At 70.9% G+C, this 22,186-nt stretch carries 26 protein-coding genes; 13 read left to right on the plus strand and 13 right to left on the minus strand.

Features of this window, described 5'->3' with window-relative positions:
- Window positions 1–76: 76 nt before the first annotated feature.
- The 3 genes from ABZ208_RS26235 (at window position 77) to ABZ208_RS26245 (ending at window position 3,021) form a co-directional block, all read left to right on the plus strand.
- On the plus strand, window positions 77–1,657 hold the full coding sequence (locus ABZ208_RS26235; protein ID WP_356911913.1) for an ABC transporter substrate-binding protein: 1,581 nt from the start codon (window positions 77–79) through the stop codon (window positions 1,655–1,657).
- 83 nt (window positions 1,658–1,740) lie between these two features.
- Window positions 1,741–2,424, plus strand: coding sequence for a uracil-DNA glycosylase (locus ABZ208_RS26240; protein ID WP_356911914.1), 684 nt, complete (start codon window positions 1,741–1,743; stop codon window positions 2,422–2,424).
- Window positions 2,425–2,547: 123 nt separating this feature from the next.
- Entirely contained in the window at window positions 2,548–3,021 is a 474-nt protein-coding gene (locus tag ABZ208_RS26245; RefSeq protein ID WP_356911915.1) for a hypothetical protein, read from the plus strand.
- Between the two features lie 22 nt (window positions 3,022–3,043).
- Here ABZ208_RS26245 and ABZ208_RS26250 read toward each other — a convergent pair whose 3' ends face one another.
- The 3 genes from ABZ208_RS26250 to ABZ208_RS26260 form a co-directional block, all read right to left on the minus strand.
- The gene (locus tag ABZ208_RS26250; protein ID WP_356911916.1) at window positions 3,044–3,493 is read right to left on the minus strand and encodes a hypothetical protein; all 450 of its coding nucleotides are present in this window, start codon (window positions 3,491–3,493) and stop codon (window positions 3,044–3,046) included.
- A 95-nt stretch (window positions 3,494–3,588) separates the two neighbouring features.
- Entirely contained in the window at window positions 3,589–4,101 is a 513-nt protein-coding gene (locus ABZ208_RS26255; RefSeq protein WP_356911917.1) for a DinB family protein, read from the minus strand.
- Between the two features lie 40 nt (window positions 4,102–4,141).
- Window positions 4,142–4,765 carry a TetR family transcriptional regulator gene (locus tag ABZ208_RS26260; RefSeq protein WP_356911919.1) on the minus strand — a complete coding sequence of 208 codons (624 nt, stop codon included), beginning with the start codon at window positions 4,763–4,765 and terminating at the stop codon, window positions 4,142–4,144.
- A gap of 81 nt (window positions 4,766–4,846) precedes the next feature.
- On the opposite strand from ABZ208_RS26260, the gene ABZ208_RS26265 reads away from it, so the two are divergent.
- Both ABZ208_RS26265 and ABZ208_RS26270 read left to right on the plus strand, forming a co-directional pair.
- Window positions 4,847–6,079, plus strand: a complete 1,233-nt coding sequence (locus tag ABZ208_RS26265) for an FAD-dependent monooxygenase (protein ID WP_356911920.1) — start codon at window positions 4,847–4,849, stop codon at window positions 6,077–6,079.
- 41 nt (window positions 6,080–6,120) lie between these two features.
- Complete coding sequence (locus tag ABZ208_RS26270; RefSeq protein WP_356911921.1) at window positions 6,121–7,035, plus strand: Gfo/Idh/MocA family oxidoreductase; 915 nt, start codon at window positions 6,121–6,123, stop codon at window positions 7,033–7,035.
- Here the strand turns inward: ABZ208_RS26270 and lnt are convergent.
- Together lnt and ABZ208_RS26280 are read right to left on the minus strand one after the other, a co-directional pair.
- Window positions 6,950–8,596: an apolipoprotein N-acyltransferase gene (lnt, locus tag ABZ208_RS26275; RefSeq protein WP_356911922.1), complete on the minus strand. Its 1,647-nt coding sequence runs from the start codon at window positions 8,594–8,596 to the stop codon at window positions 6,950–6,952. The genes ABZ208_RS26270 and lnt overlap by 86 nt on opposite strands.
- Before the next feature lie 174 nt (window positions 8,597–8,770).
- The gene (locus ABZ208_RS26280; RefSeq protein ID WP_356911923.1) at window positions 8,771–9,229 is read right to left on the minus strand and encodes a nuclear transport factor 2 family protein; all 459 of its coding nucleotides are present in this window, start codon (window positions 9,227–9,229) and stop codon (window positions 8,771–8,773) included.
- Between the two features lie 67 nt (window positions 9,230–9,296).
- Between ABZ208_RS26280 and ABZ208_RS26285 the strand changes: the two genes are divergently transcribed.
- Window positions 9,297–9,914, plus strand: a complete 618-nt coding sequence (locus tag ABZ208_RS26285; RefSeq protein ID WP_356911924.1) for a flavin reductase family protein — start codon at window positions 9,297–9,299, stop codon at window positions 9,912–9,914.
- A gap of 3 nt (window positions 9,915–9,917) precedes the next feature.
- Here ABZ208_RS26285 and ABZ208_RS26290 read toward each other — a convergent pair whose 3' ends face one another.
- The 5 genes from ABZ208_RS26290 to ABZ208_RS26310 form a co-directional block, all read right to left on the minus strand.
- Window positions 9,918–11,096 carry a methyltransferase gene (locus ABZ208_RS26290; RefSeq protein ID WP_356911925.1) on the minus strand — a complete coding sequence of 393 codons (1,179 nt, stop codon included), beginning with the start codon at window positions 11,094–11,096 and terminating at the stop codon, window positions 9,918–9,920.
- A 65-nt stretch (window positions 11,097–11,161) separates the two neighbouring features.
- Window positions 11,162–11,377, minus strand: a complete 216-nt coding sequence (locus tag ABZ208_RS26295; protein WP_328403126.1) for a hypothetical protein — start codon at window positions 11,375–11,377, stop codon at window positions 11,162–11,164.
- A 78-nt stretch (window positions 11,378–11,455) separates the two neighbouring features.
- Entirely contained in the window at window positions 11,456–11,641 is a 186-nt protein-coding gene (locus ABZ208_RS26300; RefSeq protein WP_356911926.1) for a hypothetical protein, read from the minus strand.
- A 63-nt stretch (window positions 11,642–11,704) separates the two neighbouring features.
- Window positions 11,705–12,580, minus strand: a complete 876-nt coding sequence (locus ABZ208_RS26305) for an undecaprenyl-diphosphate phosphatase (RefSeq protein WP_356911927.1) — start codon at window positions 12,578–12,580, stop codon at window positions 11,705–11,707.
- Between the two features lie 160 nt (window positions 12,581–12,740).
- Window positions 12,741–13,445 carry a TVP38/TMEM64 family protein gene (locus ABZ208_RS26310; protein WP_356911928.1) on the minus strand — a complete coding sequence of 235 codons (705 nt, stop codon included), beginning with the start codon at window positions 13,443–13,445 and terminating at the stop codon, window positions 12,741–12,743.
- A gap of 49 nt (window positions 13,446–13,494) precedes the next feature.
- Here ABZ208_RS26310 and ABZ208_RS26315 point away from each other — a divergent pair, with 49 nt between their 5' ends.
- The 3 genes from ABZ208_RS26315 to ABZ208_RS26325 all read left to right on the plus strand — a co-directional run bounded on the left by ABZ208_RS26315 (window position 13,495) and on the right by ABZ208_RS26325 (window position 16,608).
- Window positions 13,495–14,193, plus strand: coding sequence for a DNA alkylation repair protein (locus ABZ208_RS26315; RefSeq protein WP_356911929.1), 699 nt, complete (start codon window positions 13,495–13,497; stop codon window positions 14,191–14,193).
- A gap of 356 nt (window positions 14,194–14,549) precedes the next feature.
- A complete protein-coding gene (tuf, locus tag ABZ208_RS26320) occupies window positions 14,550–15,734 on the plus strand; it encodes an elongation factor Tu (RefSeq protein ID WP_356911930.1) in 1,185 nt (394 codons plus the stop codon).
- 28 nt (window positions 15,735–15,762) lie between these two features.
- Window positions 15,763–16,608 (plus strand): fused MFS/spermidine synthase, encoded by an 846-nt coding sequence (locus ABZ208_RS26325; protein ID WP_356911931.1) that lies wholly within the window; start codon window positions 15,763–15,765, stop codon window positions 16,606–16,608.
- Between the two features lie 78 nt (window positions 16,609–16,686).
- Here ABZ208_RS26325 and ABZ208_RS26330 read toward each other — a convergent pair whose 3' ends face one another.
- Complete coding sequence (locus ABZ208_RS26330) at window positions 16,687–17,706, minus strand: hypothetical protein (protein WP_356911932.1); 1,020 nt, start codon at window positions 17,704–17,706, stop codon at window positions 16,687–16,689.
- 107 nt (window positions 17,707–17,813) lie between these two features.
- Here ABZ208_RS26330 and ABZ208_RS26335 point away from each other — a divergent pair, with 107 nt between their 5' ends.
- The gene (locus tag ABZ208_RS26335; protein WP_356911976.1) at window positions 17,814–18,251 is read left to right on the plus strand and encodes a DUF4442 domain-containing protein; all 438 of its coding nucleotides are present in this window, start codon (window positions 17,814–17,816) and stop codon (window positions 18,249–18,251) included.
- 260 nt (window positions 18,252–18,511) lie between these two features.
- Entirely contained in the window at window positions 18,512–19,174 is a 663-nt protein-coding gene (locus ABZ208_RS26340; protein ID WP_356911933.1) for a DedA family protein, read from the plus strand.
- Between the two features lie 38 nt (window positions 19,175–19,212).
- Here ABZ208_RS26340 and ABZ208_RS26345 read toward each other — a convergent pair whose 3' ends face one another.
- Entirely contained in the window at window positions 19,213–19,743 is a 531-nt protein-coding gene (locus ABZ208_RS26345) for a gamma carbonic anhydrase family protein (protein WP_356911934.1), read from the minus strand.
- Between the two features lie 131 nt (window positions 19,744–19,874).
- Between ABZ208_RS26345 and ABZ208_RS26350 the strand changes: the two genes are divergently transcribed.
- Window positions 19,875–20,612 carry an acyltransferase gene (locus ABZ208_RS26350; RefSeq protein WP_356911935.1) on the plus strand — a complete coding sequence of 246 codons (738 nt, stop codon included), beginning with the start codon at window positions 19,875–19,877 and terminating at the stop codon, window positions 20,610–20,612.
- A 1-nt stretch (window position 20,613) separates the two neighbouring features.
- On the opposite strand, the gene ABZ208_RS26355 is transcribed toward ABZ208_RS26350, so the two are convergent.
- A complete protein-coding gene (locus ABZ208_RS26355; RefSeq protein ID WP_356911936.1) occupies window positions 20,614–21,480 on the minus strand; it encodes an EamA family transporter in 867 nt (288 codons plus the stop codon).
- 93 nt (window positions 21,481–21,573) lie between these two features.
- Between ABZ208_RS26355 and ABZ208_RS26360 the strand changes: the two genes are divergently transcribed.
- Window positions 21,574–22,146 carry an XRE family transcriptional regulator gene (locus tag ABZ208_RS26360; RefSeq protein WP_356911937.1) on the plus strand — a complete coding sequence of 191 codons (573 nt, stop codon included), beginning with the start codon at window positions 21,574–21,576 and terminating at the stop codon, window positions 22,144–22,146.
- Window positions 22,147–22,186: the final 40 nt, after the last annotated feature.

The following is a 22,186-nucleotide window of genomic DNA, read 5'->3' on the forward strand; positions in this document are numbered from 1 at the left end:
CGCCAGGCCCATAGGTTGACCAGGCGGGGCGCTGCGGTATGGTCGGCCGACCCATGGCTGAACGAGGAGCGTGCACGTGTTCAACCGGACCTGTCTGCAGGCCGCTGCAGCCCTAGCGTCCATGTCTCTGCTGGCGGGATGCGGCCTCTTCTCCGATGAGGACACCGACCGTGAACAGAAGATAGCCGTCGGTACCACAAGCATGCCGAGTGCTCTCGATCCGGCCGCCGCCTGGGACGGTTCATGGGAGCTGTACCGGAATGTCTTCCAGACGCTGCTGAGCTTCCCGACCGGGACCACCGCTCCGCAGCCGGACGCCGCCGAGGGCTGCCGATTCACGGACACCGGCAATCAGACCTTCGAGTGCAAGCTCCGCGAGGGGCTGACCTTCTCCAACGGCGACAAGCTGGACGCGGCCGCCGTGAAGCACTCCATCGACCGGATCCGGAAGATCGATCGCAAGGGTGGTCCCAACGGTCTGCTGGGGTCCCTCGACACGATCGACACGTCCGGCGACCGCATCATCACGTTCCGTCTGAAGGCGCCCGACGCCACGTTCCCGTTCATTCTCGCCACGCCCGCGATGTCGCTGGTCCCGCCGTCGCAGTATCCCGCCGACAAACTGCGTGACGACGGCAAGCTCACCGGCTCGGGGCCGTACGTCCTCGACTCGTACAACGCGGGTGACCGGGCCGAGCTGTCGAAGTTCGGCCAGTACAAGGGCTTCGCCAAGGTCCGCAACGACGCCGTCACCATCCGCTACTTCAAGGAATCCGAGGCGATGACCACGGCCCTGAAGGAGAAGGAGATCGACGCGACCTACCGCGGTCTGACCGCGGAGGAGGTTGTCGAGCTGCAGGAGAAGCGCCCCGAGAACGACCACCTCCAGCTCGTCGAGTCGGTCGGCGCCGACATCCGCTACCTGGTCTTCAACCCCAAGGACCAGTACGCCGGCAAGCTCTCCGTGCGCCGGGCGATCGCGCAGATCATCGACCGGGGCGCCGTCGTCAGCAAGGTCTACCAGGGCACGGCCGAGCCGCTGTACTCCATGGTCCCCAAGGGCATCGCCGGGCACACCACCGAGTTCTTCGACCGCTTCGGCGAGCCGAATGTGACCAAGGCGCGCGACATCCTCAAGGAGGACGGCATCACCGAGCCGGTGCCGCTGAAGTTCTGGTACACCACGGACCGTTACGGCTCCGCGACCGCTCCGGAGTTCGCCGAGCTCAAGCGCCAGCTTGACGCATCCGGCCTGTTCAAGATCACGATCGAGGGCAAGCCGTGGGAGGAGTTCCAGGCGGGATACAACAAGGGCGAGTACCCGGTCTTCGGCCGTGGCTGGTTCCCCGACTTCCCGGACCCGGACAACTTCGTCGCACCGTTCGTCGGCGCCAAGAACGCGCTGGGTACCCCGTACGAGAGCCCTGAGATCACCGAGCAGCTGTTGCCGCAGTCCCGGCGCGAGAGCGACCGCGGCGCGGTCACCAGCCAGTTCGAGAAGGCCCAGAAGATCCTGGGCCGGGACGTGCGCCTGCTGCCCGTGTGGCAGGGCAAGCTGTATGTCGCGGCCAGCGAGGAGATCGGCGGCGGCGAGCGCGCCCTCGACCCGCAGACGGTCATGCAGATGTGGGAGCTGTACCGGAAGGCCAGCTGGTAGCCACCATTGTCAGTGGCCGCAGGTAAGTTCTGAGATCTCGGAGACGAGATCTCAGAACTGATCGCTTACCGGAGGTTGTTGACGTGACCGACACCGACATGCTGCCCGAGTCCTGGCGCGGCGTCCTCGGCGAAGAGCTGCAGAAGCCGTACTTCAGGGAGCTCACCGAGTTCGTCGAGAAGGAGCGGGCGAACGGTCCGGTCTACCCGCCCCGGGCAGAGGTCTTCGCGGCACTCGAGGCGACTGCGTACGACCGGGTCAAGGTGCTCATCCTCGGCCAGGACCCGTACCACGGGGAGGGGCAGGGGCACGGTCTGTGCTTCTCCGTGCGGCCCGGCGTCAGGACCCCGCCCTCACTGCGCAACATCTACAAGGAGATGCAGGCCGAGCTCGGCCATCCCATCCCGGACAACGGCTATCTGATGCCGTGGGCCGAGCAGGGCGTCCTGCTGCTCAACGCGGTGCTGACGGTCCGGGCCGGGGAGGCGAACTCCCACAAGGGCAAGGGCTGGGAGAAGGTCACCGACGCGGTGATCAGCGCGGTCGCCTCCCGGCCCGACCCGGCCGTCTTCGTCCTGTGGGGCGCCTACGCGCAGAAGAAGCTGCCGCTCATCGACGAGGAGCGGCATGTGGTGGTCAAGGGCGCGCACCCCTCGCCGCTGTCGGCCAAGAAGTTCTTCGGCTCCCGCCCCTTCACCCAGATCAACGAGGCGGTCGCCGCCCAGGGCCACGACCCCATCGACTGGCGGATCCCCGACCTCGGCTGAGTACGTTCGCTCGCCCGGCTGACAGGCTCGGGCCCGTGCCCGAGCCTGTCCGGCATTGCCCGGACCTGCGGCTAGCGTCGGACCCTGCGAGAGCGAAGCGCCGCTTTGACGTGGGAGGCCGCAGTGACGGAGCAGAGGGAGGCGTCGGAGGACGCCGTCATGACCCGGATCGGGCAAGCGGTCATGCTGCTGCACGGCGGGGACCGGGAGGAGGCGCGCAATCGCTTCGCGCTGCTGTGGTCGGAGATCGGGGAGGCCGGTGACCCGCTGCACCGCTGCACCCTCGCCCACTACATGGCCGACACCCAGGACGATCCGTGCGACGAGCTCGCCTGGGATCTGCGGGCCCTGTCGGCGGCCGACGGGCTGAGCGAGGAGCGACTCGCCCGCCACCAGGAGGCACTCGCGGTGCGGGCCTTCTACCCCGCTCTCCATCTCAACCTCGCCACCGACTATGCGAAGCTGCACCGCCGTCAGGCCGCACGGGTCCACCTCGACCTGGCGCGGGCCGCGACCGACGCACTGGGGGACGACGGCTACGGAACCGGCGTCCGGGCCGCGATCGACCGCCTGGAGCGCTCGCTGGGAGCTCCCTGACGCCGCATGGCCACCCTGACGCTCAATGCCCGTAGGCATCCCGGCAGAACCCCGCCAGGGGGCTGTCGGGCCGCACGCCGCCGTACTCCTCGCCCAGCGCGCAGAGGTCCTTGCGGCCGAGCGGCAGCGGGCGGAAGGACGGCAGGGCGGACTGCCGGACGTCGGGGACACCGGGTCCACCGGGGACCGTCGGGACGCTCGGCCGGGCCGCAGGCTCCGCCGCGGGGGTCCGTGGGGCCGGCGGCCCTTGCGTCCGTGACGGCCGGGGCGTGGGCGTTGCGTGCGGCAGCGCCGCCTCCAGGGCCTCGCGCGCCGGGCCCTCCACGATCTGCGGCGCCTTCACGTGCTCCGTACCCGTGACGGCTACGGACGGCGGCAAGGGGCCCGGCTGCGCTTCCACGGAAACGCAGCCGGTCGCGGCCCAGGCCGCCATCCCCACCAGAACCTTCGCTGTGGTCTTCGTCGGGTGCACCCGCGTAACTCTGCTGTGTGAGCGGGGCGCTCCTCAGCAGCACAGGCCGAGAATGGCCCGCACGGGTGACGCCCGGTGGTACCGGGCGGGGGCGGTCACTCGCCGGTGGCACCGTCGATCTGCTCGCGCAGGAGATCCGCATGACCGTTGTGGCGGGCGTACTCCTCGATCATGTGGGTGATGATCCAGCGCAGGTTGAACGACTTGCCGCTGCCGCTCTTCGCCCCGCTCAGATCGTCGAGCCCCAGCGGCGCTGCGGCCGCGCGGGCCGCGGCGACCTCGGCGCGCCAGGCCTCCTGCGTCTGCACCCAGGTGGTCTCGTCGGTGACGCGGAAGTCGCCGTCCGGGTCCTCCTCGCTGTAGTAGAGGGCCGATATGTTCTCACCGGCCATGATCTCCCGGAACCAGTAGCGCTCGACGTCCGCCAGGTGCCGCACGAGGCCCATCAGCGTGAGTGTGGACGGCGGGATCGGCGCCGTACGGAGCTGCTCGTCGCTGAGGCCCGCGCACTTGAGCAGGAGGGTCTCCCGGTGGTACTCCAACCAGCCCTCCAGCATGTCGCGTTCGGCGGCGGTGGTGGACGGCTCGGTGCGCTCTGTCGTGGTCATGGCGGCCATCCTCGTGCATGATCACTCGTGCCGCCAGCGGTTATGCCCGAGGTCCGGTTCCCGCGCCCAGCATGCCGCGCAGCAGCTCGCCGAAGCCGGTGCGCAGCTCCTCGCGGCTCGGGACGGCGGAGTGGTAGGAGCCCACCGCGCAGGAGAACATCAGTCCCTCGCACCAGGCGATCAACGAGAGCGCGTGACGTTCCGGCTCCGCTGAACCCGCCGCGGCCATCAGCGCGTTGAGCGGAGTCCGGAAGCGGCTGCCGGCCCGGTCGTAGAACTCCCGGAGCTCCGGCCTGCGGCTCGCCTCGAGAGCCAGCTCGTAGCGGGCGACGAGCAGTGCGCGGTGAGTGGTCAGATACCGGTGCAGGGCGAGGGCGAGCGCATCAAGGAGATCGCCCCCGTCCCCCGTCTCGCCGCCGAGTGCGGGCGGCAGTTCGTCCATGGCCAGTACGGCCGCCTCGCGCTCGGCCAGCCTGCGCACCGCCGTCTCCAGCAGTGCCTGGCGGGTGCGGGCGTGGTTGGACGTCGAGCCCTGCGGCAGCCCGGCGGCCGCGTCGACCGCCCGATGAGTCAGCCCGCGCATCCCGCGCTCCGCCAGGAGGCGCAGTGCGGTATCTGCGATCAGTTCGGCGCGTGGGGTGCTCGGGGCGTTGCGTGTGGCCATGGCTCCAACCTATCGCCTGCACTACAGCTGTAGTACGGTGTCGGTGTCACTACAGGTGTAGTCAACTATGGAAGGGCCGCCATGCCCGGAACACGTGCCGCAGGCCGCGCCGTCGTCATCGGCAGCGGAATCGGCGGACTGACCGCCGCCGTGGCCCTGCACCAGATCGGCTGGCAGGTCACCGTCCTTGAACGCGCACCGTCGCTGGAGCCCGTCGGCGCCGGCATCGGACTCGCCCCCAACGCTCAGCGCGCCCTCGACGTCATCGGTCTCGGCGACACGATCCGCGGCCTTGCCGCCTGGCAGGGCGACGGCGGCATGCGGACCCCCGGCGGCCGGTGGCTCGCCCGCACCAGCAGTGCCGCGGCGGCCGAGCGGTTCGGCGGACCCCTGGTCCTCGTGCATCGCGCCGTCCTCGTGGACGCCATCGCCTCCCGGCTGCCTGCCGGGGCCGTACGCACCGGCTGCCCCGCGCAACTGGCAGACCCCGGCACTGCCGGCGGCCGGCCCGCCCGCATCACCACCGGGGACGGCGAACTCGAGGCCGACCTCGTGATCGGCGCGGACGGTATCCATTCCGGCGTACGCCGGGCCCTCTTCCCCCAGCACCCCGGTCCGTCCTACGCCGGACTGACCACCTGGCGGATCGTCGTCCCCGCACCCGGGAAGCCCTTCGAACCCCACGAGACCTGGGGCGCGGGACTTCTCTGGGGCACCCACCCGCTCAAGGACGGCAGGATCTACGCGTACGGGGCGGCTGCCGCGCCCGCCGGACAGCATGCCCCGGACGGCGAAAAGGCCGAACTGCTGCGCCGGTTCGGCGACTGGCACGACCCGATCCCCGCGGTCATCGCCGCCGCGGACCCGGGCCAGGTCCTGCGCAACGACGTCCACCACATCCTCGACCCGCTCCCAGCCTTCCACCGTGGCCGGACCGCGCTGCTGGGCGACGCCGCCCACGCCATGGCACCGACCCTCGGCCAGGGTGGTAACCAGGCCATCGAGGACGCGATCGTCCTGGCCCACCACGTCACCCCGGGCGGCGAACTCGGCGCCGCCCTCGCCGCGTACAGCGCCGAACGGCTCCCGCGCACCACCGCGGTCGTCCGCAAGGCGGCGGGCGTGGTCCGGCTGATGACGCTCACCAGCACCCCGGCCGTGACGGTCCGCAACACCGTGATGTCCGTCGTCTCCCGTCTCGGACCCGGTCTGGTGCTGCGCACCTTCGACGGCATCGCCGACTGGCGGCCGCCGCAGCGCACGTATGCTGCCGGAGCGAAGGATGTGCAATCGGAACGGCCCGCACAGCACTGAGGCCGGCTGCCGTTCCCGCACAGTGAGCGAGGGAGACACCTGTGAAGGTCGGCTGCATCGGGCTCGGCGACATCGCGCAGAAGGCCTATCTGCCCGTCCTCACCACCGTGCCCGGCATGGAACTGCACCTGCAGACCCGTACACCCGCCACGCTCGAGCGGGTGGCCCGGACCCATCACATCCCCGCAGCCCGATGCCACACCGACCTCGAATCGCTGATCGGCCACGGTCTGGATGCGGCCTTCGTCCACGCCTCCACCGCCGCGCATCCCGAGATCGTCGCCCGGCTCCTCGAGGCCGGCGTGGCCACGTACGTCGACAAGCCCCTTGCGTACGAACTCGCCGACTCCGAGCGGCTCGTGGCACTTGCCGAGGAGCGGGGAACGAGCCTTGCCGTCGGCTTCAACCGCCGGCTCGCCCCCGGCTACGCACAGTGCCTGGAGCACCCGCGCGACCTGATCCTGATGCAGAAGAACCGCGTCGGACTCGCCGAGGACCCGCGCACCCTCGTCCTGGACGACTTCATTCATGTCGTCGACACCCTGCGCTTCCTGGTACCGGGAACCGTCGAACACACCGATGTCCGCGCGCGGATCGTCGACGGCCTGATGCACCACGTCGTGCTCCAGCTGTCCGGTGACGGCTTCACCGCGATCGGCATCATGAACCGGATGAGCGGCTCCGCCGAGGAGATCCTCGAGGTGTCCGGCGCGGACGCCAAACGCGAGGTCCGCAATCTCGCCGAGATCGTCGACCACAAGGGGCAGCCGAGCATCCGGCGGCGCGGCGACTGGGTGCCGGTCGCCCGCCAGCGCGGCATCGAGCAGGCGGTGCACGCGTTCCTCGACGCCGTACGTGCGGGCAAGCTGCTCAGCGCACAGGACGCGCTGGCGACCCATGAGCTGTGCGAACGGGTGGTTCTGCGGGCCCTTGAGCTGGCCGGGACGGCCGCCTGAGCGAGCGCGTCGCCCCGGCCGCAGCCAGCGCCACGAGCACGGCCAGCGCGGCGTACACGGGCCAGTCGCCGTACCTGACGTAGAGCGTCGTGCCGTCCGCCAGCGGGACGTCGTACACGACCGCGCCGCTGGTGTCGGTGCCGATCCACCGGCCCACTTGCCGCCCGCCCGCCCCGTACACCGCACTCACCCCGGTCAGCGTGGCGTGCACCATCGGCCGGCCGCTCTCCGCCGCCCGCAGTGCCGCCAGCGAGGCATGCTGCTCCGGGGCCCAGCTCCCCTGGAACGACGAGGTCGCCGACTGCGCGATCAGCAGCTGCGCGCCGGCCCGGGTCAGGTGCCGGCTCATGTCCGGGAAAGCCGACTCGAAGCAGACCAGCGGCCCGAGCCGCAGCCCGCCGGGTCCGCCCTGCCCGTCGGCCGGCATCGTCATCACGACCGGTGCGGCGCCCCGCAGCCGGTCCTCGCCGGCCGCCTTGCCCACCGACGTGGCCCATCCCAGCACGGCACGTGCCGGGACGTACTCGCCGAACGGGACAAGGCGCATCTTGTCGTAACGGTCCCCGGTCACACCGCTCGGACCCACCAGGACGGAACTCTTGAAGATTCCGGCCTGCCCGGACGTGCCCTCGCTCCTGGCGTCCACATTCACCAGCACCTCGGCACCGACCGCCCGCGAGAGCTCCGCGAGCCGGACCGCGAGATCCGCCCGCCGGCCCAGATCCGCCCCCACACTGCTCTCACCCCAGACAACGAGATCCACATCGCTGCCCTGCACCTGACGTGTCAGCTCCTCGCCGCGGTCGAACCGGCGCTCCACGCTGTCCATGCCGTTCACGACGCCCGGCTGCACCACCGCGATCCGGACCCGCCCCGCCTCCTTCGGCTGTGGTGCCCATATCCACGCCGACGTCACGGCCAGAGCGCACACGACCGTCCCCGCCAGAGCCGGAGTCCGCGCCTCGGGCACCGCCACCAGCAGCACGCCCGCGGTGTTCACCGCCAGCACCAGCAGACTCACCAGCCACACGCCGCCCACCGACGCCAGGCGCAGCGCGGGCGTCACCTCCCACTGACTGGCCCCGAGCAGCCCCCAGGGGCCGCCCAGGCCCTCCCAGGACCGGACGAGTTCGATCACGAGCCAGCCCGAAGGGATCACGGCGACGGCCGCGGCCGCCCGGGCCGTCGACGGCGTGCCGGCGAGCATCGACCGCACCAGTACGCCCCACGGCGCCCACAACAGCCCGAGCAGGGCGCCGATCACCAGCAGGAACACATGCAGGCTCGGCAGCAGCCAGTGATGCATGGCGACCATGAACCCCATGCCGCCCAGCCACCCCTCGACCGCAGCCCGCCGCCAGGTGGGCGCGGTGCGCACCAGCAGCATCCACGGCAGCAGCGCGACATAGGCGAACCACCACAGCGACGGCTCGGGAAAGGCGAGCGCCGGCAGAGCGCCGGCCACAACCGCGGCCCCGCTCCGCCACCTGGGTGACTCCAGCAGCCGCTCCGAGCGACCGCGCCACCGCTGACGCACCCGCAGGCCGACCGGAATCCGCATGCCGCGCCTCCTCGTCCCGCCTCGCAGGCGCGACCTCCGCCCGCCGCCGGCCAGGCCCCAGAATCTCGGGAGAAGGGACCTGCCCGAGATCAACGGCCCGTTCACCACCAGTGTGCGCGAAGGACCGGGTGGGGGACAGAGCGCCTTGTACGCCCCGGTGCACGTGCCGGCGGCTCACCCGTCGCCGAGCGCACCGCCCGCCCGGCGCCACTTCTCCTGGATCACGACCGAGCTCAGCCGCCAGACGGAATCCGTACGCAGCAGTCCGAACGTGTACCGCCCGCCCGATACGAAGTCCTCGCCCGACTCCAGCCGCATCGGATTGATGTAGTCCGCCTGCACCTCGGCGCCGTCACCCGGGTAGCCGCCCAGATCCTGCAGGCGCAGCCGCCGGTTGACGATCAGATGCTGGCGCACGGGGAACAGCTGCATCGTCTGCGCCAGCCAGTCGGCGACCTCTGCCGCAGGCCCCTCGATGCCGCCGGAGGCGCGATAGTCGGCCCGCCCTTCAGGAGTGAACAGGGCCCGGTAGGCACCCCAGTCGCCGTCGTCCACGGCCACCGCGTAACCGGTGACCACCTCGTCGATGGCCAGCCGGTCCATCACGGTCGCGAGATCCACGCGCTGCGTCATCGGGTCAGTGTCGGGGCAGGCGGTGTTACATGCCAAGAGCATTGCACCGGCGAGCCATACTGCCCCCATGCGCATCGACTTCGATCCCGCCCACTGCGACCGCAACACCTTCTACCGGCTGATGACCGCAACCGTCGTGCCCCGGCCGATCGCCTGGGTCTCCACCACGTCGGCCGAGGGCACCGACAACCTCGCCCCGCACTCCTTCTTCACCATCTCGTGCGTGGAGCCGCCGGTGGTGCAGTTCACCTCGGTCGGGCGCAAGGACTCGCTGCGCAACATCGAGGACACCGGCGCTTTCGTGGTCAACTTCGCGCCCGAACCGCTCTTCGAACAGATCAACGCGACCGCGACCGACTTTCCGCGCGGCATCAGCGAGTTCGACACGGTGGGCATCGAGAGGGAGGCGAGCCTGCGGGTGAAGCCGCCGCGGGTCGCTGCCTCGCCGGTGGCGCTTGAGTGCGAACTGCACAGCACCGTACGCCTCGGCGACTCGACCGTCGTCTTCGGGCAGGTGGTGCACGCGGCCGTCGACGCGGCGGTCATGACGGACGGTCATCCCGAAGTGGCCCGTCTCGCGCCCCTGTCGCGGCTCGGCAAGGACGAGTGGGGGACGCTCGGCGAGGTGCGCGAGATCAGCCGGGTTCCCTACACGGAGTGGCAGGGCCGCGGGCAGGCCGGCTGAGACTCAGCCTCTGACCGCCCGCAGCACGACGAACTTGGGGTCACTGGCGACCACTTCGCAGTTCCCGAAGAGCCGCCGCAGCCGCACGTGGTAGCCGAGGTGGCGGTTTCCGATGACCCACAGCTCACCACCGGGACGCAGCACCCGGCGGGCATCGGCGAACATCCGCCGGGCAGTTGTGTCGGTCGTCGCCCGGTGGGAGTGGAACGGCGGGTTGTTGAGCACAAGATCTGCCGATCCGTCCGGCAGCGCGGACATGCCGTCGCCGACCACGAACCGTGCCGTGGCGCCGGCCGGGGCGTTGTCGCCGAACGTGGCCCGTGCCGAAGCCACCGCGGAGAACGACTCGTCGACGAAGGTCACCTCGGCCTCGGGGTTGGCCACCGCCGCCGCCGTACCGATCACGCCGTTGCCGCACCCCAGATCGACAACCTGGTCGTGGCCCCGGCGCCGCGGCAGGCTGCGCAGGAAGAAGCGGGTGCCGATGTCGAGGCGCTCCGCGCAGAAGATGCCGGCGTGGTTGGTGACCGTGCGGCCCGCGAGCGTGCCGACGTCGGCGGGCAGCGCGTACGTCAGCGGCCAGGGGCTGGGCACACGGGTGAGTCCCATGTCCGGTGAGCAGAAGATGAGCCGGGCCTTCTTCGCGGCCAGCGACGTCCGCGTCGGACCGATGACGCTCTCGAAGAGCTTCAGCGTCGAGGTGTGGATCTCGCTGACCATGCCCGTGCCGACGACGACGGTGTTCTCGTGGACGGCGGGCGCGAGCCGGTGCAGCTGGTCCTCGAGCAGCGCCAGACTCTTCGGTACCCGTACGAGAAGGACGTCGACGCGTCCGGGAGGCGTGTCCCTGGCCGACAGCAGCCGTGCCCGGTCCGCCGTGACGCCGGCCCGCGTGAGATTGGTGCGGGTCGCCTCCTGGCCGAGGTAGGAGTCCGTGATCTGTACGACGGGGTGCTCGGACCCGGCCGGACGGTGCGCGGCGAGCGCGGTCGCCAGCGCGCCCCACCGGTCGCCGACGACGACCACGGCACCGGACAGGTCCACCGGTGGGGCGCCGTCGATGCCGTGCAGATGCCGCAGCAGATACTCGTCGGCGGCGTCCCAGGCGCGGAGCGTGTCGCGAGGGTCCTCGGGGAATCGGGCGAGGTCGAACGCGCCCCAAGACGTGGTCAAACGGTTCATCGTGCACTCAGGCTAGCCGAGCGCCGAAGCGGGCCGGGCCATGGAGTACGCGGGCCGGGGAGGGTTCAGGCGGCGTACCCCTGGTGGGCGCCGCCGCCGCGCCACTCCACCAGGTGCGGATCGTCGAGGATCATGTCGGCGTCCTCGAGCCCTGCCCGGCGCAGGAACTCCACGAGATCCGTGTCGCTGCGGGCCAGCCCGACGATCTCACCGCGCACCGCGACGCGCCGCCCGCCTCCGGGAGACGGCGGATGCACCACGATCGGCGCCTGCCAGGCCATGCACCCAGGGTGCACGGGCGCGGCGGAGATCGCAGCCGGAACCCGGGCCGCGGACAGCGGCCCCGGCGGGATCCGCGGTCACGCCGCGGGCTGTACGTCCTCGCGTGCCGCAGCGGCCCACTCCACCACCAGCGCCTCGTACTCCGGCCGCCGGTCCTCGGGCAGCTCGCCGTCGGCCCACAGCTCACGGATCCGGGCGTTCAGCTCGGCGGCGGACAACGCGGAGGAAGCGGAAGAAGGGGACTCGCTGGGAGAGGCGGACATGACTCAAGGCTACGGGCTCGCACCGACAGTGGTCTCCACCGCCCGGCCGCCGCCGGGCGGGGGTCAGTGACCCGACTCACCCGCGTGCGGGCTCAGTACGTCGGTGCCGACCAGCACGAACAGTGCGATACCGAGGAGTACGCGGTAGATCACGAACGGCATGAAGCTCTTCGTAGTGATGTATTTCATGAACCAGGCGATCACCGCGTAGCCGACGCCGAAGGCGATGATCGTCGCGAAGATGGTCGGCCCCCACGACACATGGCCTCCCTCGCCCGCGTCCTTGAGCTCGAAGAGCCCGGAGGCCAGTACGGCGGGGATGGCGAGCAGGAACGAGTAACGCGCCGCCGCCTCGCGGGTGTAGCCCATCAGCAGACCGCCGCTGATCGTCGCGCCCGACCGCGACACTCCGGGGATCAGCGCCATCGCCTGGCAGAGGCCGTAGATCAGGCCGTCCCGGACCGTCAGCTCCTGGAGGGTCTTGCGCTCCCGGACCGCGCGGTGCTTGCCGCCGTCCTCGTCACGCGCGGCCAGCCGGTCCGCGATGCCGAGCACGATGCCCATGACGATCAGCGTCGTGGCGATCAGCCGCAGATCGCGGAAGGGGCCCTCGATCTGATCCTTGAGCGTGACGCCGAGCACGCCGATCGGGATCGAGCCGACAATCACCAGCCAGCCCATCTGCGCGTCGTGGTCCCTGCGCATCTCCTTGTCGGTCAGCGAGCGGAACCACGCCGAGAGGATCCTGGCGATGTCCTTGCGGAAGTAGATCAGCACGGCCGTCTCCGTGCCGATCTGCGTGATCGCGGTGAAGGCCGCGCCCGGGTCCTGCCAGCCTGCGAAGGCCGCCGTGAGGCGCAGATGCGCACTCGACGAGATGGGCAGGAACTCCGTCAGCCCCTGGACGAGCCCGAGGATGAATGATTCGAACCACGACATGAAGCAAAGCCATCCAAGCGCTGGTCAGGTCGGAACGTACGGGTGCGGGCCGCGATCATGCGGCCGTCGCGTGGCAGCGTAGCGTCAACGGCTGTCCGGCATTCGTGCGGGTTGTTGACAACCCGCTTTTCCGTAGGTCCTACAGGATCCGGCGCCGGCGTCAGGGCTTGCCGAGACAGTGGCGTTTGCGCCACGCGACGACGGCCGCGCCGGCGGCGGACAGCGCGATGAAGCCCATCGAGGCGAGGAAGACCGGCGATGTCGGGGAAGCGGCGCTGCTGCCGGCCATGACGTAGGCCGCGGTGTTGGGGACGGAACCGATGGCCGTCGCGAGCAGGAAGGGCAGGTAACCCATGCGCGACACCGCGGCGCAGTAGTTGGCCGCGGCGAACGGGATGCCCGGGAACAGCCGGACGGCCAGCATCGAACGGAAGCCGTGGCGGCTCAGCTGCCCGTCTGCCGCCTTCAGCCAGCGCCCCCGCAGCAGCGGCCGCAGGGCCTCCTGCCCCAGCACCCTGCCCAGCGTGAAGGCGATACCGGCTCCCAGTACGGTCCCCGCCAGCGCCGCGACCAGGCCGGCCTGCGAGCCGAACAACGCGCCCGCCGCCAGGTTCAGCAGCGGCCGCGGCACGAAGGCCGCCGTGCACACGCCGTAACCCACGCCGAACAGCACCACCGCCGCCGGACCGCTCAACTGGGGCGGCCAGCCTCCCGAGAGCAGACGCTGCGGCTCGTACATCAGCACCGTCACCGCCGCGGCGGCCAGCACCGCAACGAGAAGGGACAGGCGGGACCACGGTGACAGCAGTGCCCTGGAGCAGCGCAGGGCGAGACCGGATGCCGGCCTGGGGACGGGGTCGAGCATCCGGGGAGACTAACCGAAGGGCAGATGTGATCGCCGTAATGTGAGCCCTATGACGTATGCCGTCCCGCGCAGCGATCTCGCCGACACCGTCATGGACCGGCTCACCGCCGTGTACCCCACCGGGGCGGACGCGGCCAGGGCCGCGCAGGCCGCCGCGTACATGAAAGACGTCGCCCCCTTCCTCGGCATCCCGACCCCCGAGCGCCGTGCCCTGTCCCGTACGGTCCTCGACGGCACCGGGCGGCCCGCCGAGGCGGACTGCGCCGCGATCGCCCTGCGCTGCTGGGAACTGCCGGAGCGCGAGTACCACTACTTCGCGGCCGACTATCTGCGCCGTCATGTCGGCCGCTGCTCGTCCGGCTTTCTGCCCGTGACCCGCCATCTCGTCGAAACGGTGCCCTGGTGGGACACCGTCGACCTCCTTGCCGCGCATGTCGTCGGCCCGCTGGTGGCGGCGGACTCCACGCTGACGGCCGAGATGGACGCCTGGATCGACGACGAGAACCTGTGGGTCGCGAGGACGGCGCTCCTGCACCAGTTGCGCCGCAGGGGGACGACCGACGCGGAACGGCTCTTCGGCTACTGCCTGCGCCGCGCCGGACATCCCGACTTCTTCATCCGCAAAGCGATCGGCTGGGCTCTGCGCGAGTACGGGAAGACCGACCCGGACGCGGTACGGGAGTTCGTCGAGGGCGCGCGGGACCGGCTCTCCCCGCTCTCGGTCCGGGAAGCGCTCAAGAACCTGTGACCGGTGCGACCGCCTGAACTCCCGTACCGGGAAAACCATTCGACGGCGGCAGGGCCGTAAGCGAAGCTGGGCGGCATGTTCCGGTACGCCTTCCCCGCAGCGCCGTCCGCAGTCGCGGACGCGCCGAAGGCTGCCGCTTTCCCCGCCACGGCCGCGACAGGCGCTGCTGTGGCAGCCCTTGCCGCAGCATGCGTCGCCGCAGCATCCGATGCCGCGGCCGCCGTCGCCGCAGCGCCCTTCGGCGGCGCCCGAAGCTGACCCTTCCCGGATCGTCCGGCGGACCCCGCAGGGGGAGGGTCGGCACGGCCCAGGGGTCCACCTCACGCTTCGAGTTCCGGGAAGGAACCGTCCCAGCCATGCCCAAGACGGCATACGTGCGCACCAAGCCGCACCTGAACATCGGCACCATGGGCCATGTCGACCACGGCAAGACCACCCTGACCGCCGCCATCACCAAAGTCCTCAGCGAGCGAGCCGGCAGCGGCACCTCGTACGTCTCCTTCGACCGCATCGACCGGGCGCCGGAGGAGGCCGCGCGGGGCATCACCATCAACATCGCGCATGTCGAGTACGAGACCGAGACGCGTCACTACGCCCACGTGGACATGCCGGGTCACGCCGACTACGTCAAGAACATGGTCACGGGCGCGGCCCAGCTCGACGGAGCGATCCTCGTCGTCTCCGCGCTCGACGGCGTCATGCCGCAGACCGCCGAGCATGTCCTGCTCGCCCGCCAGGTGGGCGTCGACCACATCGTCGTCGCCCTGAACAAGGCCGACGCCGGCGACGACGAGCTCACCGACCTGGTCGAGCTCGAGGTCCGCGAGCTGCTCACCGCCCACGGGTACGGCGGCGACGCCGCACCCGTGGTGAGGGTGTCGGGGCTCAGGGCGCTGGAGGGCGACCCGCGCTGGACCGCGGCGATCGAGGCGCTGCTCGACGCCGTCGACACCTATGTGCCGATGCCGGTCAGGTACACGCAGGCCCCCTTCCTGCTGCCGGTGGAGAACGTGCTCACCATCACCGGTCGCGGCACGGTCGTCACCGGCGCCGTCGAGCGGGGCATCGTGCGGGTCGGCGACCGGGTGGAGGTGCTCGGCGCGGACGGCGGTCCTCAGACGACCGTCGTCACCGGGCTGGAGACGTTCGGCAAGCCCATGGAGTCCGCCGAGGCCGGGGACAACGTGGCACTGCTGCTGCGCGGGATGCCGCGTGACGCGGTACGCCGCGGGCATGTGGTGGCGGCCCCCGGCAGTGTGGTGCCCAGTCGGCGCTTCACGGCGCAGGTGTATGTGCTCTCGGCGCGGGAGGGTGGTCGGACGACTCCGGTCTCCACCGGCTACCGGCCGCAGTTCTACATCCGCACCGCGGACGTCGTCGGTGACATCGATCTCGGCGCGGCGGTGGTGGCACGGCCCGGTGACACGGTCACGCTGACCGTCGAACTCGGCCGTGACGTACCGCTGGAGCCGGGTCTCGGTTTCGCCGTCCGCGAGGGCGGGCGCACGGTCGGGGCGGGGACGGTCACCGCCCTGCTCTGAGGCCGGGCCGGCAGGCAGAATGGGACGGGTGAACGAGCAGATCCCCGTCCTGCGGGCCGTCGACGGCGGCACCGCCAAGCTCATGCCCGACGTGGACCGGGAACGGGCCTGGCTGCTGACCGTCGACGGCGCCCCGCAGTCGTACGTCGACCTGGACGAGCCCACGCATCTCGAGTTCGAGTACACGCGCAGGCTCGCCCATGTCCTCGACGTCGCGGCCGAGGAGGGCGCCCCGCTCGATGTGCTGCATCTCGGGGGCGGTGCGCTGACCCTGCCGCGCTATGTCGCGGCCACACGTCCGGGTTCGCGGCAGGAGGTGGTCGAGGTGGACCGCGGTCTGATGGCGCTCGTCACCGAGGAGCTGCCACTCCCCGTGGACGCGGGGATCAGCGTCCACGCGGCGGACGCGCGGGCCTGGACGCAGGCCGCGCCGGCGGACTCGGCGGACGTGCTGATCGCCGACGTGTTCGGCGGCTCGCGCGTCCCCGCCCACCTCACATCGCTGGCCTATGCGCGCGCCGCGGAGCGGGTGCTGCGGCCGGCGGGCATCTATGCGGCCAATCTCGCGGACGGTGCGCCGTTCACCTTCCTCCGCTCCCAACTGGCCACCTTCGCCGAGGTCTTCGCCGAGCTGGCACTGATCGCGGAACCGTCGGTGCTGCGGGGCAGGCGGTTCGGCAATGCCGTGCTGCTCGCCTCGCAGGCTCCGCTCGACACCTCTGCCCTGGCTCGCCGTACGGCCGCCGACGCCTTCCCGGCGCGCGTCGAGCACGGCCGTGCGCTGGTGCGGCTGATCGGTGACGCGGCAGCGGTCGAGGACGAGGACGCGGTGGCCTCGCCGGAGCCGCCGGACGGGGCGTTCAGCGTGGGGTGAGACCGCCCGACGGCCCGCGGTGACGGACAGCCAATCGTGTTCCGTCACCGCGGGCCGTGAGCAACGACTCGGACCGGCTCAGCCCGTCTCGGCGACGACGCGTACCGTGCTGAGGATCTTCTGGATGGTCTCGTCGGGGACCTCGTCCGGGATGCCGGCATTGGCGTAGAGCACCCAGCTCTTGAAGTCGCCCTTCTCGTTCTTGAACCCGAACGCGATCGCCTTGCCGTCCGTCTCGCACTTGTTCGTCTTCTTGACGCCCTTCGCCGTGGCCGTGGCGACACTGCCCTGGAGGCCGGACTTGGTGGTGTACTCCTTGGCCGGGGAGACCTTCACCTTGTCCTCCTCGGTCTGGGCGTACGCCGCCCACGCCCACTGGTACGCCGTTCCCCGAGCGGCCTCGGCGGTGTCCTTGGCTCCGGAGGCACCCTTCGTGCCCGTCGTGGCCAGGTCCCACTCCTCCTTGCGGCCGTCCTTGTCGGTGTCGAGCGTGCACCACTTGCTCTTGTACTCCGCCGGGGCCCCCATGATGGCGGCCGGCGTCCCGTCGTTCTTCTTCTCGTCGTCGAAGCCGACGCTCACGCCGGACCCCGCGACCTCCCAGTCGGCCGGAACGTCGAACTGCGTCCCGTGCTTGGGATTGGTGACGACTTTCCAGCCCTCGATCGTCGGCTTCTCGTCGTCACCGCCCCGCGGGTTGGCGGTCGGCGACGTGCCCGGCTTGGGGGCCCCGCTCGACGAGGGCGACGTGGACACGGCCCGCTGACCGCCGCCCTTGGCCGATGTGCCCTTGCCGTCGTCCTTCAGGACGATGACACCGGTGACAACGGCGGTGGCGACCACGGCCGTTGCGGCGACGATGGCGACGACCGTCGTCTTCCTGCGCTCGTTCTGCGGCGGCTGGGGCGCTCCGGGCATCTGCCCCGGCACGGCGTACTGCGGCGCGGTCGGCTGCTGGTATCCCGGCTGCTGATACGGGTTGGGCTGCTGGTATCCCGGCTGCTGGTACGGATTGGGCTGTTGGTACCCCTGCTGCTGGTACGGGTTCTGGTCCTGCGGGTTCTGCTCGCCCCCGGGCGGCTGCTCTCCTGGCCACATGGCGAGTAACCATAGAGGTGCGCCCCGACTCGTTCCACGTCCACCCCCGAACAGGGATTCCCCTGAGTGCTACTCATGGGTAACATATCGGCATGAGCGCTGATCAGATGTCCGTCGGCGAGATGCTCGCTGCCACCGTGCCCATGGCCCGGACCCTCAACCTCGAGTTCCTGGAGACGACCGCCGAGCGTGCGGTCGTCCGCATGCCGGACCAGGCCGACTTCCACAACCATGTCGGCGGACCGCACGCCGGAGCGATGTTCACCCTCGCCGAGTCCGCGAGCGGGGCGATCGTCCTCGCCGCCTTCGGCGACCAGCTCTCGCGCGCCGTACCGCTCGCCGTCAAGGCCGAGATCGGCTACAAGAAGCTGGCCATGGGCGTCGTCACCGCCACCGCCACGCTCGGCCGCCCGATCGCGGACGTCGTCAAGGAGCTGGACGCCGGAGAGCGCCCCGAGTTCTCGGTGAACATCGCCATCCAGCGTGAGGACGGCGCGGTGACCGGCGAAATGACCATCGTGTGGACGCTGCGCCCCAACGCCTGACGCCCGCGCACACGGACCGGGCCGCCCCGACACCCCCGAGGTGACGGGGCGGCCCTTGCGTGCATCACGGGCGGCCCGGCAGAGGCCGTGACCCGTGTCCCGGGCGTGCCGGTGCGGGCCCGTGGCCCGCACCCCCGGACGGCCGGTGCCGCCGTCGGCGCACCGGCCGTCTGCCGGTGCGACCAGGTAGGCTGCCCGTCGTGTGCCGACGGGGGTGCACACCGGGCCGTGGCCCACGCGATCTTCGGGAGGAACCGGCCTTGCACGTCCAGGAGTGGCTCGAGAACATCCCAGCGGTCAGCGTCTACCTGCTGGTGGGCGTGGTGATCGGGCTCGAGAGCCTCGGCATTCCGCTGCCCGGCGAGATCGTCCTCGTCAGCTCGGCGCTGCTCGCCTCCCAGCACGGTGAGATCAACCCCTACATTCTGGGCGCGTGTGCCTCGGCGGGCGCGATCATCGGCGACTCGATCGGCTACGCCATCGGCCGGAAGGGCGGCCGGCCCCTGCTGGCCTGGCTCGGCGGTAAGTTCCCCAAGCACTTCGGCGACGCGCAGATCGCCATGGCGGAGCGTTCGTTCGAGAAGTGGGGCATGTGGGCCGTGTTCTTCGGCCGTTTCGTCGCCCTGCTGCGGATCTTCGCCGGACCGCTCGCGGGCGTGTTGCGGATGCCGTACTGGAAGTTCGCCATCGCCAACGTATTCGGCGGCATCCTGTGGGCCGGCGGCACCACGGCCGTCATCTACTCCCTCGGCATCGTCGCCGAGGCATGGCTCAAGCGGTTCTCCTGGCTGGGCCTGGTCCTCGCGGTGGCGATCGGCGTCACCTCCATGCTGGTTCTGAAGAACCGGGCCAAGAAGGCGGCCGCGCAGACGCCCACCGAGCAGCCGGTGGCGGCCGAGCGGGAGACCGTGGCCGCCGACTGACGGCCGTCCGGTCCCCCTGCGCCCGGTCTGCCCGCGCCTCAGTCCCCCTGCACGAAGCTGTGCTCCCGGGCCAGGTCCACGTACACCGCGGCGTTCAGCCTGATGCCCTCCAGCTCCTCGTCGCTCAGCTCCCGCCTGACCTTCGCGGGCACGCCCGCGACCAGCGAGCCGGGGGGCACCTGCATGCCCTGGGGCACCAGCGCCTGCGCCGCGATCAGTGAACCGGCACCGATGTGCGCGCCGTTGAGGACGGTGGCGCCCATGCCGACGAGTACGTCGTCCTCGACGGTGCAGCCGTGCAGGACGGCGTTGTGACCGACCGAGACCCGCGCGCCGACCGTGACCGGGAAACCAGGGTCGGAGTGCACCGTGCAGTTGTCCTGGACATTGCTGTCCGGTCCGATCACGATCGGACCGCAGTCGGCGCGCAGCACCGTCTGGTACCAGACGCTCGACCCGGCGGCCAGCGTCACATCGCCCACCACCACGGACGTCGGAGCGGTGAACGCCCCCGGGTCGACCTTCGGCTCCCGGCTGCCCACGCCTGCGATCAATGCCCGCTCCGCCATGCCTTCTCCCTGGTGATCTCCGGTCGTGCGTACGAGCACCGTAGGCGACCCGTCCGCGGGTGGGGCCGGTGGGGTGAAGATCACAGCATGCGGCGCCGGGCCGGCCGGCCGGCGGCGACTACCGTGTGCGGGTGCCCAAGAACAGAAACACGTTCTCGTCGCCTGCCGCCTGGGGTCGGCGCGTTCTCGCGCGTGCCGTCCACCGTGGCTGGCGCGTCGTGCAGGAGGCGGGCGCCATCACTGCCGAGCATCCCGGGCGGCTGCGGTTCCGCCGCCTCGGCCCCGGCACCCGGCTCGCCTTTCCGCAGGGCACCGTTTTCGGCGAAGCCTGGATCGAGCTCGGCGACCACTGCATCATCGCCGAGCAGGTGACCCTGACGGCCGGGATGATGCCGGGCCTGGACCTCGGCCCCGACCCGATCCTGACGCTGGGCGACGGGGTGGTCCTCGGGCGCGGCAGCCATGTCATCGCGGACACTCGCGTGACCATCGGCTCCAACACGTACTGCGGGCCGTACGTCTACATCACCTCGACCAACCACAGTTACGACGACCCGCACGAGCCCGTCGGCCGTCAATGGCCGCGCACCGATCCCGTCGAGATCGGTCCGGGCTGCTGGCTGGGTACCGGCGCGGTGATCCTGCCCGGCGCGCGGCTGGGCCGCAATGTGGTGGTCGCCGCGGGCGCGGTCGTACGGGGAGAGGTCCCCGACCACTCGGTGGTCGCCGGCGCGCCCGCTCGCGTGGTGCGCAGCTGGGACGAGGAACGCGGCTGGCAGCCGCCGCTGCGTACGCCGACGCCCCGGCCGATCCCGGCGGGTGTCACCCCTGCGCAGCTGGTGGCGCTCGCCGAGCTCGAGGAGAGCTGAACTATCCCGTGGCCAGCAGTACGGTGCCGACCAGTGCCAGTCCGGCACCGGCAGCCTGGACCGTGCGCAGCCGCTCCTTGAGCACCACGAGTGCCGCGAGGACCGTGACCACCGGGTAGAGGTTGGCCAGCACGGCGGCGACCGTGACCGGTCCGGTCTGTGCGGCGACGGAGTAGGTGCCGTTCGCCGCGACATCGGCCAGGCCGACGAACGCGAGCGCGGGAAGCGCGGTCAGGAGCATCCGCAGGCCGCCCCCCTCGGGCAGCGCCCGAGCGCCGCGCCTCACCGAGACGTACAACGCCGCGCCGCCGACGGTGACATTGGTGACGCGCTGCACGAACAGCGCGAGGAACAGGCCGGTGACGGTGGACGAGGCCTCGGCGATCAGAGCCAGTACGGCGCCGAACCCGAAAGCGGCCACCAGGGTCATGATGATCGCCTGCCGCTGTACGGGTGCGCCGCGGAGCTCCGGGCCACCCGCGAGCACGATGCCCATGACGGCCACCGCGATACCGGCGAACTGCAGCAGCCCCGGCCGTTCACCGAGGACCAGTCCGATGCCGACCGGTACGGCGACGCCGAGCGAGCCGAGCGGTGAGACGACACCCATCGGGCCGAGCGCGAGCGCCTTGTAGAAGCAGAGCATCGCAACCGGGCCGACCACGCCCGCCGCCACGGCGTACCAGAGCTTCGGGCCGGCCTCGGCGAATCCGCCGGTGGCCACGACGATCGTGCCGAGCACCAGCACGGCGATCGACTGTGAGACGACGACCACGGTGAGCGCCGGCGTGCGCCGCGTCAGCAGTCCGCCCCCGAAGTCGGCCAGTCCCCAGAGCAGGCTGGTGGCCAGGGCGAACAGTGCGGTCATGGGGGGCCTCGCAGTACAGTGCAGTGAACGATGCGGTGCACCACACGATAGTGCAATGTATTGAACTCTGCCATTGAAAATATTGGACGGAACGTGTCGGACCTCGACCAGCTCACGCAGTCGCTCGCACGCAATCTCAAGCACTGGCGCGGCGAGAGGAAGTTCACGCTGGACGCCCTTGCCGCCCGCTCGGGCGTCAGCCGGGGCATGATCATCCAGATCGAGCAGGCGCGCACCAACCCGAGCGTCGGCACCACGGTGAAGCTCGCCGACGCCCTCGGTGTCAGCATCACCACCCTCCTCGACTACGAGCAGGGCGCCCAGGTCCGCATCGTTCCGCCGGACCAGGCCGTGCGGATGTGGTCCACCTCCAACGGCAGCTACACCACCCTGCTGATCGGCAGCGAGAGCGGCGGGCCGCTGGAGATGTGGGCCTGGCGACTGATGCCAGGCGACCAGAGTGCCTCCGACCCGCACCCGGACGGCACCACCGAGCTGCTGCATGTCACCGCCGGTGCGCTGACCCTCGTCGTCGACGGGGAGTCCTATACCGTGCCCGCGGGAACCTCGGCCACCTTCGAGGCCAATGTCCCGCACGCGTACCGCAACGACGGCGAGGAGGCGGCCGAGATGACGATGGCCGTCTCGGTGCCGCCCGTGCGCTGAGGCATCCCGACGCCGGGGCGGGGCGGGCTGTTAGCGTGCG

This window comes from Streptomyces sp. NPDC006208, assembly GCF_040613775.1.
In the GTDB taxonomy this organism is placed as follows: domain Bacteria; phylum Actinomycetota; class Actinomycetes; order Streptomycetales; family Streptomycetaceae; genus Streptomyces.

Coding starts and splice junctions, on each gene's coding strand:
- ABZ208_RS26255 (WP_356911917.1), bottom strand. CDS start 4,101: ATGACCACGACAGAGCGCACCGAGCCGTCCACCACCGCCGCCGAACGC.
- ABZ208_RS26260 (WP_356911919.1), bottom strand. CDS start 4,765: ATGGCCACACGCAACGCCCCGAGCACCCCACGCGCCGAACTGATCGCA.
- ABZ208_RS26265 (WP_356911920.1), top strand. CDS start 4,847: ATGCCCGGAACACGTGCCGCAGGCCGCGCCGTCGTCATCGGCAGCGGA.
- lnt (WP_356911922.1), bottom strand. CDS start 8,596: ATGCGGATTCCGGTCGGCCTGCGGGTGCGTCAGCGGTGGCGCGGTCGC.
- ABZ208_RS26280 (WP_356911923.1), bottom strand. CDS start 9,229: ATGACGCAGCGCGTGGATCTCGCGACCGTGATGGACCGGCTGGCCATC.
- ABZ208_RS26285 (WP_356911924.1), top strand. CDS start 9,297: ATGCGCATCGACTTCGATCCCGCCCACTGCGACCGCAACACCTTCTAC.
- ABZ208_RS26290 (WP_356911925.1), bottom strand. CDS start 11,096: ATGAACCGTTTGACCACGTCTTGGGGCGCGTTCGACCTCGCCCGATTC.
- ABZ208_RS26295 (WP_328403126.1), bottom strand. CDS start 11,377: ATGGCCTGGCAGGCGCCGATCGTGGTGCATCCGCCGTCTCCCGGAGGC.
- ABZ208_RS26300 (WP_356911926.1), bottom strand. CDS start 11,641: ATGTCCGCCTCTCCCAGCGAGTCCCCTTCTTCCGCTTCCTCCGCGTTG.
- ABZ208_RS26305 (WP_356911927.1), bottom strand. CDS start 12,580: ATGTCGTGGTTCGAATCATTCATCCTCGGGCTCGTCCAGGGGCTGACG.
- ABZ208_RS26310 (WP_356911928.1), bottom strand. CDS start 13,445: ATGCTCGACCCCGTCCCCAGGCCGGCATCCGGTCTCGCCCTGCGCTGC.
- ABZ208_RS26315 (WP_356911929.1), top strand. CDS start 13,495: ATGACGTATGCCGTCCCGCGCAGCGATCTCGCCGACACCGTCATGGAC.
- tuf (WP_356911930.1), top strand. CDS start 14,550: ATGCCCAAGACGGCATACGTGCGCACCAAGCCGCACCTGAACATCGGC.
- ABZ208_RS26330 (WP_356911932.1), bottom strand. CDS start 17,706: ATGTGGCCAGGAGAGCAGCCGCCCGGGGGCGAGCAGAACCCGCAGGAC.
- ABZ208_RS26335 (WP_356911976.1), top strand. CDS start 17,814: ATGTCCGTCGGCGAGATGCTCGCTGCCACCGTGCCCATGGCCCGGACC.
- ABZ208_RS26345 (WP_356911934.1), bottom strand. CDS start 19,743: ATGGCGGAGCGGGCATTGATCGCAGGCGTGGGCAGCCGGGAGCCGAAG.
- ABZ208_RS26355 (WP_356911936.1), bottom strand. CDS start 21,480: ATGACCGCACTGTTCGCCCTGGCCACCAGCCTGCTCTGGGGACTGGCC.